15 protein-coding genes are annotated in these 14,753 nt (G+C 32.1%); 13 read left to right on the top strand and 2 right to left on the bottom strand.

All coding sequences use genetic code 11. The features are described from left to right. The 4 genes from clpA (at position 1) to DMR38_RS12765 (ending at position 4,861) form a co-directional block, all read left to right on the top strand. Positions 1-2,241, top strand: a complete 2,241-nt coding sequence (gene clpA, locus DMR38_RS12780; protein WP_127721682.1) for an ATP-dependent Clp protease ATP-binding subunit ClpA — start codon at positions 1-3, stop codon at positions 2,239-2,241. Between the two features lie 42 nt (positions 2,242-2,283). Continuing rightward, entirely contained in the window at positions 2,284-3,429 is a 1,146-nt protein-coding gene (locus DMR38_RS12775) for a YibE/F family protein (protein WP_175413003.1), read from the top strand. A 66-nt stretch (positions 3,430-3,495) separates the two neighbouring features. Next, a complete protein-coding gene (locus tag DMR38_RS12770) occupies positions 3,496-3,816 on the top strand; it encodes a hypothetical protein (protein ID WP_127721681.1) in 321 nt (106 codons plus the stop codon). 172 nt (positions 3,817-3,988) lie between these two features. After that, entirely contained in the window at positions 3,989-4,861 is an 873-nt protein-coding gene (locus DMR38_RS12765; RefSeq protein ID WP_127721680.1) for a cation diffusion facilitator family transporter, read from the top strand. Between the two features lie 5 nt (positions 4,862-4,866). Here the strand turns inward: DMR38_RS12765 and DMR38_RS12760 are convergent, their stop codons facing one another. Then, a complete protein-coding gene (locus tag DMR38_RS12760; protein WP_127721679.1) occupies positions 4,867-5,787 on the bottom strand; it encodes a DMT family transporter in 921 nt (306 codons plus the stop codon). Positions 5,788-5,993: 206 nt separating this feature from the next. Here DMR38_RS12760 and DMR38_RS12755 point away from each other — a divergent pair, with 206 nt between their 5' ends. From DMR38_RS12755 to DMR38_RS12715, 9 genes are all read left to right on the top strand, one after another. Continuing rightward, on the top strand, positions 5,994-7,001 hold the full coding sequence (locus DMR38_RS12755; protein WP_127721678.1) for a LytTR family transcriptional regulator DNA-binding domain-containing protein: 1,008 nt from the start codon (positions 5,994-5,996) through the stop codon (positions 6,999-7,001). Positions 7,002-7,144: 143 nt separating this feature from the next. After that, positions 7,145-7,987 (top strand): ABC transporter ATP-binding protein, encoded by an 843-nt coding sequence (locus tag DMR38_RS12750; protein WP_127721677.1) that lies wholly within the window; start codon positions 7,145-7,147, stop codon positions 7,985-7,987. Next, positions 7,987-8,721: an ABC transporter permease gene (locus DMR38_RS12745; protein WP_127721676.1), complete on the top strand. Its 735-nt coding sequence runs from the start codon at positions 7,987-7,989 to the stop codon at positions 8,719-8,721. Before DMR38_RS12750 ends, DMR38_RS12745 begins: the two co-directional genes overlap by 1 nt. Positions 8,722-9,060: 339 nt before the next feature. Next, positions 9,061-9,816 (top strand): XdhC/CoxI family protein, encoded by a 756-nt coding sequence (locus DMR38_RS12740; RefSeq protein WP_207670759.1) that lies wholly within the window; start codon positions 9,061-9,063, stop codon positions 9,814-9,816. Between the two features lie 41 nt (positions 9,817-9,857). Next, positions 9,858-10,406, top strand: a complete 549-nt coding sequence (locus DMR38_RS12735) for an FmdE family protein (RefSeq protein ID WP_127721674.1) — start codon at positions 9,858-9,860, stop codon at positions 10,404-10,406. Positions 10,407-10,421: 15 nt separating this feature from the next. Then, positions 10,422-11,177, top strand: a complete 756-nt coding sequence (locus DMR38_RS12730) for a DUF364 domain-containing protein (RefSeq protein WP_127721673.1) — start codon at positions 10,422-10,424, stop codon at positions 11,175-11,177. 58 nt (positions 11,178-11,235) lie between these two features. After that, positions 11,236-12,336 carry an ABC transporter substrate-binding protein gene (locus DMR38_RS12725; RefSeq protein ID WP_127721672.1) on the top strand — a complete coding sequence of 367 codons (1,101 nt, stop codon included), beginning with the start codon at positions 11,236-11,238 and terminating at the stop codon, positions 12,334-12,336. Positions 12,337-12,365: 29 nt separating this feature from the next. Continuing rightward, entirely contained in the window at positions 12,366-12,833 is a 468-nt protein-coding gene (gene tsaA, locus DMR38_RS12720) for a tRNA (N6-threonylcarbamoyladenosine(37)-N6)-methyltransferase TrmO (protein WP_127721671.1), read from the top strand. 1 nt (position 12,834) lies between these two features. Further along, positions 12,835-14,040: a molybdopterin molybdotransferase MoeA gene (locus DMR38_RS12715; RefSeq protein ID WP_137440575.1), complete on the top strand. Its 1,206-nt coding sequence runs from the start codon at positions 12,835-12,837 to the stop codon at positions 14,038-14,040. A 72-nt stretch (positions 14,041-14,112) separates the two neighbouring features. On the opposite strand, the gene DMR38_RS12710 is transcribed toward DMR38_RS12715, so the two are convergent. Next, positions 14,113-14,634: an excisionase family DNA-binding protein gene (locus DMR38_RS12710; protein WP_127721669.1), complete on the bottom strand. Its 522-nt coding sequence runs from the start codon at positions 14,632-14,634 to the stop codon at positions 14,113-14,115. Between the last annotated feature and the right edge of the window lie 119 nt (positions 14,635-14,753).

Genomic DNA, 14,753 nt, shown 5'->3' with positions numbered 1-14,753 from the left:
ATGAAACTAGATAGAATAGTAAATGAAATTATGACTGCAGCTTACAATGAAGCAAAATATTGTAAGCATGAATATTTTACACCAGAACATTTATTATACGCTGCTTTATTTTTCCCGGAGGGAATGGAAATAGTAGAAGGATGCGGCGGAAGTGTACAGGATATAAAAAATGATTTGCTACAGTATTTTAGTGATAATATACAAGTTACAGAAAAAAAAGAGCCGCTAGAAACTGTAAGCTTGCAAAATATAATAACTTCTGCAGGCGAACATGTTTTAGCAGCTGAAAAGGAAATAATAAAATTAGGAGATATTTTTATATCAATATATGACGAAGAGCAAAGCTTTGCTAGCTTTTTCCTAAAAAAACAAGGGATAAAGAGAATAGATATATTAAATTATATAACTCATGGAACTCCAGCAAATATGTTTAATTATAATATTGAGGATGATGCTATATACTCATCGGACGAACAGGATATGCCCTTATTTTTTCAAATAGCAGATTTCTCAGTAGAACTTACTGAAAAAGCAAGAAATGGTGAAATAGATCCTTTGATTGGCAGAGATGATATACTTAGTAGAACAATTCAGGTGCTTTCAAGAAGAAACAAAAACAATCCAATTCATGTTGGAGATCCAGGGGTTGGAAAGACAGCTATTACAGAAGGATTGGCGCACCTGATTGCAGATGGCAAAGTGCCTAAAAATTTAAAAGACAGTAAAATATATTCCCTGGATATGGGTTCTATTTTAGCAGGCACTAAGTACAGGGGAGATTTTGAAGAAAGAATAAAAAATATATTGAAGAAAATAGAAAAGGAAGATAAGGCTATAGTATATATAGATGAAATACACACTATAATAGGAGCAGGATCTGTATCTGGTGGGTCTCTTGATGCTGCAAATATTTTAAAACCTTTTTTGACCAGTGGAAAAATTAGATTTATAGGTTCTACTACTTATGACGAATACAAAAAGATATTTGAGAAGGATAGGGCTCTTGCCAGAAGATTTCAAAAAATAGAAGTACCGGAGCCTACTGCAGAAGATACGTATAATATACTTTTAGGAATAAAAGGACAATATGAAAAATTTCATAATGTGGTTTATGAAGATGAAGCCTTAAAAGCAGCAGTAGATTTATCCATAAAATATATAAATGATAGGTATTTGCCAGATAAAGCTATAGATGTAATAGATGAAACTGGTGCCTATGCAAGACTTCATGGAAAAGATGAAGAACAAATAGTTATTGAAAAAAAGCATATAGAGAAGACAATTTCATCTATGGCAAAGATACCAGAGAGAACATTATCACAGGATGAGACAAAAGTTCTTAAGAATTTAGATAATATTCTTAGAGAAAAGATATTCGGGCAGGATGAGGCTGTTAAGGCTGTAGTAAGGGCAATTAAAAGGTCTAGAGCTGGATTTAACGAAGACAACAAAACCGTGGCAAATCTACTTTTTGTAGGGCCAACGGGTGTGGGAAAGACAGAAATAAGTAAACAGCTTTCAAATGCTTTAAATATTCCATTAATAAGATTTGACATGAGCGAGTATCAGGAAAAGCATACAGTGGCAAGGCTTATTGGCTCACCACCAGGATATGTGGGATATGAAGAAGGTGGACTTCTAACAGATACTATAAGGAAAACTCCTTACTGCGTGCTGCTTTTAGATGAAATAGAGAAGGCACATCCAGATGTACTTAATATAATGCTGCAGCTTATGGACTATGCTACTCTTACAGATAATACTGGAAGAAAAACTGATTTTAAAAATGTAATACTTATAATGACTTCAAATGCAGGAGCCAGGTATTTGGGAAAATCACTTATGGGATTTGGAAATAGAATTGTAAAAGATGATGCAATCTCTCAGGAAGTAAATAGAGTATTTTCTCCAGAATTTAGAAATAGATTGGATGAAATAATATTTTTTAATGGAATGAATGAACAGATGGCATATCGTGTAGCGCAAAAAGCCATGGGTGAATTTGAAAAGCAACTTTTAACTAAGAATATAAAAATAACAGTTACAGATAATTGCTATAAATGGTTGGCACAAAAAGGCGTGTCACTAGAATATGGTGCAAGAGAGATCATGAGGATAGTACAGCAGGAAATAAAACCTTATTTTGTAGATAAAGTGCTCTTTGACAATAAAATTAGAGATACCGTTAGCGTTATAGATATAGAAAATGACAGCATAAAGATTAAAGTAAAAGGACAATAAGTTAAATATTGGAGGGGATCTATGACGGAAGGATGAGTTAAAGTGAAAAAAGTAAGCAAGATTATTGTAATTAGTTTGTTGGCTTTTATTGTAATGACTGCAGGTATGTTTTCTGCAAAAGTTATGGCAAGCGGGACTTCAGACACCGATAACAAACCAGTTCATGGCAAAGTTATTAAAATACATGCAAGTGGAGATAAGAATTCCCAAAGATTTTCCAATGCAGATGTAAAAATTATATCAGGAAGTCTTAAAGGCAAAGTGATTACAGTTCAAAATTTTGCAGGTGGGCAAATCAAAGATGAAGGAAGCAGTACACAGAGCTTTGCAAAAGTAGGAGATGAAGTATTAGTCAATATACAATATGAATCAAAAAACAATGTGAAAAAAGCTTATATTTATGAAATAGTAAGGTATAAATGTCTATATGGATTGGCTGCATTTCTAATCATATTACTTATAGCTATAGGTGGATTAAAAGGATTTAAATCCGTAATAACTTTAGCCATAACTGGAATCGTGGTAATAAAAGTGCTTATACCACTTATACTACAGGGATTTAACCCAATGATAGTATCTATTGCAATATGTATTTTTGTAACCATAGTGAATTTGCTTATAATAAGTGGTAAAAATGAAAAAACACTTGCGGCTATTATAGGAACCTCTGGTGGGGTACTTATTGCAGGGGCTATAGCGTTCTTTTCAAATTCTATAATGAGATTAAATGGACTTACTGATGATCAAATGCAGTCTATTATATATACTTCACAAAATGCCAATTTCAATTTTTCAGGTTTGTTGTTTGCAGGAATAATCATGGGAGCACTTGGGGCAGTTATGGATGTAAGTATGTCTATAGCCTCATCTATAATGGAGATAAAAGAGGTAAAACCTGATATGACTATGAAGGAACTTGTGAAATCGGGCATGAATGTGGGAAAAGATATTATGGGTACTATGGCCAATACTTTGATACTTGCTTATGTAGGAGGGGCCATGTACATAATGATTATGATTTCATCTTACTCTTATAGTACAGCTATTTCTACAGCATTAGACCAGGATATTATTGCTTCTGAAGTTTTAAAAGCTCTGGCAGGAAGTATAGGCCTTATATTTGCGGTGCCTATAACAGCAGTTATAACAGCGTTTTTAATTAAACTGAACAAGAGTAAGGAAAAGTAACATTTTTTCATCTAAAACAATATTATAATACAGTGAAACAATTTGAAAATATGGAGATGAACATTAATGGAAACTGTTGTAAATTTTTATGTTGTTTTAGATGAAAATGGAGAAAATAAAAAAGAACTGAAGAGTCAAATAACATCAGATAATCCTATATTTACAAATGTACAAAGTGGGGATACTATAATTCCTAAAGAAGGCAGCGAAGAATATATGGTTTTAAAAACCGTAAGAAATTTTGCAAAAGAAGAACTAGAGATATATATAAGAAGAATAAAAAGTAAAGATGAAGTAATTGATGAAATAGAAGAACTGGCTAATAAGACTGTAAAATCAGTATTGGATTCTATTAAAGATACATTTGACTTTGATAAAAAAGAGTAATTTAAAAGGAGCTGTACACTAAAAAATTAGTGCACAGCTCTTTTTGATAGCAAAATGAAATAAATGGATTTTACAAAAATAGAAATAAATTTGGATAAAGGTGTGAAAACTAACTATAAAAAGCTTAAAGAACTACTATGTAAAATGTAATTCTAATTTTAAGGAGAAAAGTATGGATGAAGATTATAAAAATCTCAAAATTGCAGAAAAAGGTGCACGCATCAGTATTATAGCTTACATAGTTTTATCGATGATTAAATTGACTTTAGGATATTTTTATCAATCTAAAGCACTTACTGCTGATGGGGTCAATAATTCCACGGATATAATTGCGTCACTGGCTATTATTATAGGACTCAAAATATCTGGAAAACCAGCAGACGATAATCATGCCTATGGTCATTTAAGAGCACAGACTATATCCTCAATTGTTGCTTCTATCATAATGATAGGTGTAGGTTTAGATGTAATTTACAATGCAGTGTACTCTACTATTTTTTTAAAGAACAAGGCACCAGATATGATTTCAGCAGTGGTCGCCATTATTTGCGCAATACTTATATATGCAGTTTATGTATATAATAAAAGGGTTGCACTTAGAATTAAAAGTTCTGCACTTATGGCTGCTGCAAAAGATAATCTCTCAGATGCTTGGGTAAGTATGGGTACTGCAGCCGGAATTATAGCTTCTCAATTTGGATTCCCCTGGATAGATCCATTGGCAGCAGTACTGGTAGGAATTTTAATTTGTAAGACAGGTGGGGAAATCTTTAAGGAAGCAGCGCATAATTTAACAGATGGTTTTGACAGCAAGCAGTTAGATAGTATAGTTTCTAAAATAAAGGAAATTGATGGCGTTAGCTGTGTAAAAGGTACGAAAGCACGTGTTCATGGTAATAATATTTTGATTGACATTGTAATAGGAGTTAATTCTAAGCTCACTGTAGCTAAAAGCCATGAAATTACAGAAGAAATAGAAGAAATGTTAAATAGAAAATTTAAAATCAAACATGCAATTATACATGTAGAACCGGATTCAAAATAATATTATTATTTTGAATCCTTATTTACTATAAAAATTCCTGTACATACAAGCACAAGAGCTGCAATGTTTTCAATATTAAAGATACTTTCACCTAAAAATATAGAAGATAGAATGGTACCTGCCACAGGAATTACAAAATTAAACATGGAAATAAATCCAACCTTATTATATTTTAATAGCACTGTCCAAATTGAAAAGGCAGCAGCTGATAACATTGATAAATATAATAAAATAGCAGTAGAGCCAATTGTAAAGTTTGTTACATAGCCTTTATTAAAAACTCCAAGAGCTAAAAGAGCTAAACCTCCTATAAGAAGTTGATATCCTGTTACAAACACTGAATCTATATTTTTGCAGATTTGTTTTCCATAAATTGAAGATGCAGAAAATACAAAAGCAGATAATATGATAAAACCTTCACCTGTAAATTTAAAGCTAAAACTTAAAAGTTCACTACTGAAATTTACAATTAGTACACCAATAAAACCAAGTATACAGCCTATAGCTTTTTTAGTATTTATTCTATCATTTTTATACAAAAAATGAGCTAGTACTACACTGAAAAATGTAGCAGTGGAATTCATTATAGAGCCTTTTGACCCTGTGGTATTAGCAAGTCCAATATAGAAAAATATGTATTCAAGAGTAGTTTGAGTCAACCCAAGTATGATAATCTGTTTGACATTTTTTTTAGTTATTGAAAATATGTTTTTAGAAGAAAATAGAGCTATTATTAAAACCATTAATCCTGCAAGTATGAATCTGTAGCCGGCAAAAGATAATTCTGAAAATATATCTTTTGAGCCTATCTTAAAAAGGGCATACCCACTTTTAACTCCAGGGTAGGCACTTCCCCATAGTATGCAGCAAAAAGATGCAAGTAGTATTACTATTTTTTTATTTGTAAAAAAACTTTTGTTGTCCAATTCTGTCAAATCCTTTCTTTAAGCAATAATTATATTATACATTTTTTAAAAATTAAATGAAGGTAAAATTTTGGATACAGCTCAAATAAATGTTGAGTTGAAATCAAGCTTAATTTATAATTGTACTGTGATATTTGGAAATATTTTAAAAGAGTTTTATAGGTTGACTTCACTAATCTAAATATATTATATAAGGATGGTTAGTTTTGCTGGAAATAAATGAGTTATATAAGGTAAAAGGAGATATTGTAATAAATAGTATAACATTTAAAGTTGCGAAGGATAATTTGATAAATATAGAGTGTAGTGATCAAATAAGCGATTTATTGGTTGATCTTATTTTGGACAAAGAGGTGCCTACTAAGGGAAAGATATATATTAATGGAGAAGATAACAAAACTTATATAAGAAAAAATATGAAACATATAGGCGTTGTATTTAGAAAAGAAGGTTTTTATGAAAATATGACTGTAAAATCCTATATGAAATTTTATAAGAATATGGCCAATTCTAAAGTCAATTATAAGAAAATAATGGTGAAACTTGCTCTTATAGATATTGAAAATACTAAAATAAGCAAGCTTACTTATTCTCAAAAAAGGAGACTTAGCTTTGCAAGGGAATTGCTTAAAGAACCTAAATTTCTAATATTTCAAGAACCTATACTTAATATGGACAGATATGATGCAAAGCTTATAATACAAAGCATGGATCAATTGATTTCAGATGGTGCAATTGTAGTCAATACTTCTGTATCTTTTAAGGATATACTACTCCTTGGTGGAAAATCCTATAGCGTAGATGAAAATGGATTAAAAGAAATACAGAGAGAGGAAAACAGCCGGGAAGAATTAGATAGTGGAGATGAGACAGTATATAAAATTGAAAAGATTCCTGCTAAAATTAATGAAAGAATGATTCTCTTTGATCCTATGGAAATAGATTATGTAGAAAGTGAACAGGGTGTAAGTAACTTAAACATAAAAGGAGAAAAGTTTCCATGTATGCTGCCGCTTACAGAGCTGGAAAAAAGGCTAAAGCATTTCGGATTTTTTAGATGTCATAGATCTTATTTGGTAAATCTTCAAAGGGTACGTGAAGTTGTGATGTGGACAAGAAATAGTTATAGTTTAAGTCTCGATGATAAAACTAAAAGTTCTATTCCACTTTCAAAAGGGAGAATGAAAGAGTTAAAAGATATCCTAAATATATGATACTTTTAACTCAAAATGTGAAAATTCATCTTTAAAAAAGCAGTATTCATAAGTTATATTACTCTTTTCATGTTGATTTTATGGTTTAATAGCAGCATTTGTATAATAATTAACCATAGTAAAATTGAAAGGAGTTTTTAAATATGGGAAATATTATTTCTATTAGAAATCTTAGAAAAGATTTTGGGGAAAATGCAGCAATTAAAGATTTAACTCTGGATGTTAAAGAAGGAGAAATATTTGGATTTTTAGGACCAAGTGGGGCTGGAAAAACTACTACAATTAGGATACTTACCTGTCAATTAATGCCAACAGGCGGCGATGTGGAAATATTTAATAAAAGTTTACAAGCACAAAAAAAAGATATTTTTAAAAATATAGGAGTACTTTCAGATAACAGTGGGTTATACGAAAGACTTACAGTTGAAGATAATTTGATGCTATTTGCAAAGATAAATGGAGTAAAAAAGAAAAATATAGATGAAATACTTGAAAAAGTGAAAATGACAGAGTATAGAAAAAGGGATGTGAAAAAACTATCTAAAGGAATGAAACAAAGACTTATGATAGCAAGAGCAGTAATTCACAAACCTAAATTATTGTTTCTTGATGAACCTACATCATCTTTAGATCCTGGAACGGCTTTAGAAGTTCACAAACTGCTTCTTGAGCTTAATAAAGAAGGGACAACTATATTTTTAACTACTCATAATATGTATGAAGCTGATAAGCTGTGTCATAGAGTAGCTTTTTTAAATGAAGGAGAGATAGTTGATATAGGAGTTCCTAAAAAATTAAAGTTAAAATATGCAAAAGACGATATCAAAGTTGTTTTAAGAGATAATGAAGAAGTAACCGTGAAGAATAATAGAGATGGAGCAATTAAAATTAAAAACTGGATGGAAGATGAAAAAATTTTATCCATTCATTCAATGGAGCCAAATCTTGAAGAAATATTTTTAGATATTACAGGGAGGGAATTATAATGGAATTTTCAATGAGAAGAGTAAATGCATTATTTAATAAGGAGTTAAAGGAACTGCCTAAGAATATAAACGTACTTTTTATGGCTGCACTTCCAGTAATATTTTGTGTTATATATTTAAAGATATTTAGAAATATAATGAATTTACAAGAAGGAAAAATGTATATTTTAAATACGATACTTAATATGAACTTGGTTATGGTGGCTACACTTATAATGGCCATGTTAATAGCAGAGGAAAAGGAAAAAAATACATTGAGGACTCTTATGTTAACTTCGCTTTCTCCTGTAGAATTTTTAATTGGAAAGGCACTTATAACTATTTTCATTTCAGTGATTGTAAATATAGCTATATTTTTTATGTTGGGGATTCAACTGCAGTATTTGTTAATGTATTTTATTATAACGATTGTAGTTTTAATTAGTATGGTAGAAATTGGAGCTGTAATTGGAATTATATCTAAAAATCAAATGGCAACAGGGACTATTGGTACCCCTCTATGCATGTTTTTATTTATGATACCTTTGCTTTCAGGATTAAATAAAACTTTTTATAAAATTGCCACTTTACTGCCAAATTACAATTCAATAGTGATTCTTAAAAAAGTTTTTGATGGCAAAAATATACTTGAAGGTTCTGGTTATAATATATTTGTAATTTTTGCATGGATAGTAGGTTCATCCTTTGTCTTTGCTTATGTTTATAATAAGAATGGAATATCAAGTGATTCTTAGGTTCAGATGGAGTCAAAACTCCATCTGATGCTAAGGACTCTGTTTATAGCTGATATATAAGTACAGTAAAAGGATAGCTTGTACTATTGACAGAAAAATATTAATCTTGTTATAATTTAAATAGTTGAGTTATGTTTTGATAGTTTGTGCTATTTATAATACTTTGCTGCTTTTATAAGTTGTGTTTAGCTTGTTTTAGATATAATAGACGTATAAAATATTGCTTTTCAATAAGATGTAATTATAAATAACTCAACTTTTGAAGTTTAAAAATATTGCGAAAGTTGAGTAAGCAATATGTAAGTAGAAAGGAAGGTGAATGATTTGAAACTGAATTTAATGCGACTTTTAGCTGAATACCAGGAAGCTAATAAGGAAGCGGCTCTGATTACAGTTGTTTCTTCAGAGAGTATAAATAATTGCAGCGTTGGTGCAATGATGATGGTTAATGCAGAAGGTGAAGTTCTGGCTGGCAGTTTAGGAAGTGAACTTATTGAAAAAAAGGCCGCTGATCAGGGGAAGGTATGTATCAACAGGGGACTTTCACGGAAGGTTTTATTCGATACTCCGGAAGGTAAAGTTGAGATTTTTATCAATAGTTTTTGCAATCATGATAGTTTGATAATAGCAGGAGCAGGTACAGTTTCATATAACATTTATAAATTTGCAAGGATGCTTGGCTATCGAGTTACAATAGCTGATAACAGATCAGATATGTTGTCTAAAGAGAGATTTCCTGAAGCTTATGAGCTCCTTTTAGGTGATATCGTTGAAAACCTTAAATTGTGTTCCATAACAGAAAGTACAAATATCGTGATAGCAACACACCATCATGAATTTGATGAGAAGTCACTGCAAGCTGTTATTTCTTCTCCAGCCCGTTATATAGGAGTTTTGGGTAATAGCCGCAGGGTAGCAGGTTATTTCAAAAACTTGAAAACGATTAACATTACGGACGAGCTTATAAAAAAGGTTCATTCGCCTATAGGCCTTGATCTTGGTGGAAAAAGAACAGCTGAGATTGCTCTGTCAGTGATGGCTGAAATTCAAGCTGTAAAATATCAGCGTTCTGGTGGTTTTATTAGTCAAAAATAGGTACACATTTTAATAAGAAATATTTTAAAGGGAGTGTTAATATGGATAATCATTTTGAAGAAGATGTGAAAAAGGCACGTGAATTTCATGGCCATTTATGCAGCGGTATTATTTTAGGTGTAAGAATTGCTCGTGCAGGATTGAACTATTTGGGAATTGAAGAACCTGCAAAAAATAAAAATTTTATAGTATTTGTAGAAACAGATAGATGTTTAACAGATGCTGTCCAAGCTGTAACAGGATGTTCATTAGGGAAAAGAAGGTTGAAGTGGATAGATTATGGGAAAATGGGTGCCAGCTTTATTGATATGAATACACAAAAGGGTATAAGAATTGTTGTAAATGCTAAGAAAAATCCTTCCCCAGATGAGGACACACTTTCCTTTTGGAAGCAGTTTACTGATGAAGAATTATTCAAATTTGAGCCTGTTCAGATAGATATAAAAAAAGAAGATTTGCCAGGAAGGCCTACTAAGAGTGTAAAATGTGAAATTTGCCATGAAAAAGTTATGGATGGCAGAGATGTCATTAAAGATGGAAAGATATTATGTAAGGCTTGTGCAAACGGTTCTTATTATAAAAAAATTTAGATAGGGGGAAAACGTGTGTGGCAGATATACGATGATCTTATTAATGAAATCCCCGATGATTTAACAGTACTTGAATGTATGGTTGGGGCTTCATGGACTCTTGTACGTTCAGAAAAGGGACTAGGTATTGTTAAGACTATTAAAGGTGGCAAGCAAGGAACTAAACTTAGTAATATTTCTGGAATGCAGCTTAAAAGACTTGCTGAATATTCAAAGTCATGGAATATGCTTGAAGCATCACTTGGGATGGCGGCAATTAATGCAGCATTTAATAATTCTTCACAAATTAAGGATATCACTGGTGAGCCAGTGCCTGAATCCGATGATGCAGAAAAGTATAATGCTTTTAAAATTTTAGAGCCCAATATGATAGGTAAAAAAGTGTCAGTTATTGGTCATTTCCCGGGTATTGAGAAGCTTAATAAAATGTGTGAATTATCTATACTTGAAAGAGAACCACAAGCAGGGGATTATCCTGACTCAGCTTGTGAGTATTTGCTTCCAGAGCAAGACTTCGTATTCATTACAGGAACAGCATTTACAAACAAAACAATGCCTAGATTGATTCAGCTGTCTAAAAAAGCTGAAATTGTTTTAGTAGGTCCAAGCGTACCGGTTTCTAAGATTTTATTTAATTATGGAGTCAAACTCATAGCAAGTTTTATTGTAATTGAACAGCAGCTTATTTGGAAAGCAGTTCAAGAAGGTAAAAAAATGAATATATTTAAAAGTGGAGGCAGAATGGTATGCATTCATTCACAAAGAAATTAATGCTGGCCATTAAAACACATTATCAACAATAAACATATTTGAAAGGGGTAAATGCAAAATGATAAGAAAAAAGAAATCTAAGATTTTTCCTATAATGATGATTTTTTTATTAATTTGTTCCGTATTTTTTAGCTTGACAGGCTGTGGAAAAAAAGCAGAAACGCCAAAAGCTACTACACAAACAATTACTGATGATGCAGGAAGAAAAGTTACGATTCCTAAGAAAATTAATAAGTGCTATTATACTAGTCCTATTGGTATGATTATGGTATATTCCCTTGCACCAGACAAGATGGCTGGATTGTCAATGAAACTCACGGACAGTGAGAAAAAATACATACCTTCAAAATATACATCACTTCCACTTTTGGGTGGTTTACAGATGAATGGCAATATTAATACAGAACAATTGGCAAAAGTTAAACCAGATGTAATATTTTCAATTGGCCCTGATGATATTAACAAAGCATCAGTAAGTACTGCAGATAAATTACAACAACAGATTAATATTCCGGTTGTTGTAATTAATAGCAGTTTTGAAAAAATAGATAAAGCTTATGCACTTATGGGAAAGATACTTGGAGCGGAGGACAAGGCAAAAGAACTTACAAATTATTGTACCGATACTGTTAAAGAAGTTACAGAAGCAACTAAAAATATACCTAAAGAGAAAAGAGCTAATGTTTATTATGCTGAAGGCCCAAAAGGTCTTACAACAGAGCCATCTGGCTCAAGCCACGCTTTGGTACTGGATATGGTTAATGGAAATAATGTTGCTAAGGTCAAAGCAAAGCCAGGAAGCGGTATGAGCGATGTTTCAATGGAACAGGTTTTGTCATGGAATCCCGATGTAATACTTTCATGGGGAAAGGATGATGGAGGTGCTTCTGATTTAATTAAGACTAGTGAGGAGTGGAAAAATATTAATGCAGTAAAGAATGGTAAAATATATGAAATACCTAGTCTACCTTTCAATTGGTTTGATCGTCCACCTTCTGTAAATAGGTATTTAGGCTTGAAGTGGTTAGCTGCAACTTTATATCCAGATGTCTATAAAGTTGATATGGTTAAGGAAGTAGAAAAGTTTTATTCTCTTTTCTATCATATTGATATATCTGATAATGATGCAAAAGCTTTACTAAATAATTCTGCTAAATAGGTAATAATTAAGAAAGGATGTTATAGTTTATGAAAGCTGATAGCGTTACATTTAGTCCTATAGGAATTGTAAAATCCAAAATAACAGATACCAAAATTATGCCGTTAAGTGGAGTTGATGCCCAAATAGAAGTATTTCCAGAGTTCTTAGAAGCATTGGAGCGTATTGATGAGAGTTCACATTTATGGATTTTGTCATGGCTTCATAAAGCACCGCGAAATTTAATGAAGGTTGTGCCTAAGAAAGTTAATCCATTATCAGATGAATTTGGTGTGTTTGCAATTAGATGTCCAGCTAGACCTAATCCAATTGCTTTAAGTTTGGTTAAGCTGGAGAAGGTTGAAGGAAACGTTCTTTATGTTACTGGTCTTGATGTTATTAATGAGACACCTGTTCTTGATATTAAACCTTACTTTAAGAATGATATAGTGTTGTCTCATCGGGAGCCAGATTTAAATCGTAAAAATACAATGTCACAGGAGAGTGAAGGTGAATAGTATGTTAGATCTGAATAATAGCAAGACTAAGGCGGAGGCGCTGAGTAGACTGTTTCAAAAATGTCCCCCACAGCGTCAAATTGAAACTGTTTCTATATCAGAGGCCGTTTATAGAATACCTGCTAGAAACATATATTCCTGCAATACACTGCCTACTTATAGAGCTTCAATGATGGATGGTGTAGCGGTGTCTTCCAGTTTTTTTAAAGATGGCATGCCTGATACTTCTCATTGGATAGAAGGAAGAGAATACTCAAGAGCAGATACAGGTGATGATTTTGATGATCGTTATGATGCGGTAATACCGATTGAAAAGGTTTCTTTTGATGCACAGGGGAGAATTAAGTTTCAAGAGAAAATTGAAGTTAAAGAAGGAATGTGTGTAAAAAAAAGAGGAAGTACTATTAAAGAAGGCGATTGTGTATTAAAAGCTGGAATGCCAATACGTCCCAGTGATTTGGCAGCTTTGGTTATAGGCGGAATTGTCCAGGTGCCAATCATAAAAAAGCCAGTGGTAGCTTTTATTCCAACAGGCAGTGAACTTGTGGTTGCTGGTACAGAACCACAAAGAGGTCAAAATATTGATTCCAATAGTATTATGGCCAAGCATATGATTATTGAGATGGGAGCTGAACCTCTGTGTTATCCGATTGTAAAAGATAACCCTGAAAGTATTGAAATTGTTTTAGAGAAATCATTAAAACAAGCAGATATTGTTATAATGAATGGAGGATCTTCTAAAGGTGGAGAGGATTTTACTACAAAAGTGTTTAAAAGCAAAGGGGAGGTTCTATTACATTGGGTTAAAGCAGGTCCTGGAAGACCAATGAGTATGGCAATTATCAATGGAAAACCTGTTATTAATTTGCCTGGACCTGCTTTAGCAGCATATTATGGGTTAGATTGGTGTATTAGAAGTATAGTTAATAAGTATTTAGGTATACCTATGATAAGACGTCAAAAGGTTACTGCTATTCTTACCGAGGATATGCCTTGCCCGAAGCCAATTTCATTTTTGTGTAAGATGGATATAGGGAAAAAGACGGATGGGACATATGTAGCAACTCCTGTTCCTTTTAAAAACTCCTCTATTGGTATGTGTTTGGGAACAAATGGACAGTTTATTTCAGAAATTGGTGAAGGAGAGTATAAAAAAGGAGATGTTATTGAAATAGAGTTACTTTGTAGTGAAGAATTTATATTTTAAAAGACATACAAACAAAGCATCAGATGAAGTCAAAACTCCATCTGATGCCAAGAACTATGTTTATTAAAAAATCTATTTATAAACTGTTACAGACATGGTTTTGAAAACGACATATAGTTCAGTTCCTTTTTCAATCCCCATTTCAAGTAAAGATTTTTTGGTTATAAGTGCTTTTATTGGGATACCAATATTAACAACAACCATTGCACTGTCATCATTATTTATAATATCAATCACATTGCCTTTAAGGAGGTTTCTTGCACTGCTCTCAAATGTCCCCTTAGCTAATATAATATTTTCCGGACGGATAGAAATTTTAACATTTCCCTCAAGTTTAGAGTTAACACATATGCTGACGGATCCAATATTTGCAAAGGTTTCACCATTTTTATGGCTTAAGGTTGCCTCATATATATTTTCATAGCCGTTAGATTTTAGAAGGTAAGTTTCAAACTGAGTGTCAGATATACGAATATACCTTCCTATATGGTGAGCTTGAAGCTCGCCCCGTTTAATCATTTCATATATAGTACCTTTTGTTAATTTAAGTTTTTGTGCAATCTCTTCTGGTTTATATAAAATTTCTTCATTCATTTGACTCACCTGCTTTTGTATTTTATTTATTATATTATAGCATTATATAGAAAAAAATTTTATGCTACAATATATTAGAACGAAATGTACATATATTGTACATCTTTTAAGAGGGGTAG

Source organism: Clostridium sp. AWRP (assembly GCF_004006395.2).
Classification (GTDB): domain Bacteria; phylum Bacillota; class Clostridia; order Clostridiales; family Clostridiaceae; genus Clostridium_B.
The sequence above is the reverse complement of the archived record's forward strand: the minus strand, read 5'-3'. Positions and strand labels throughout refer to the sequence as shown.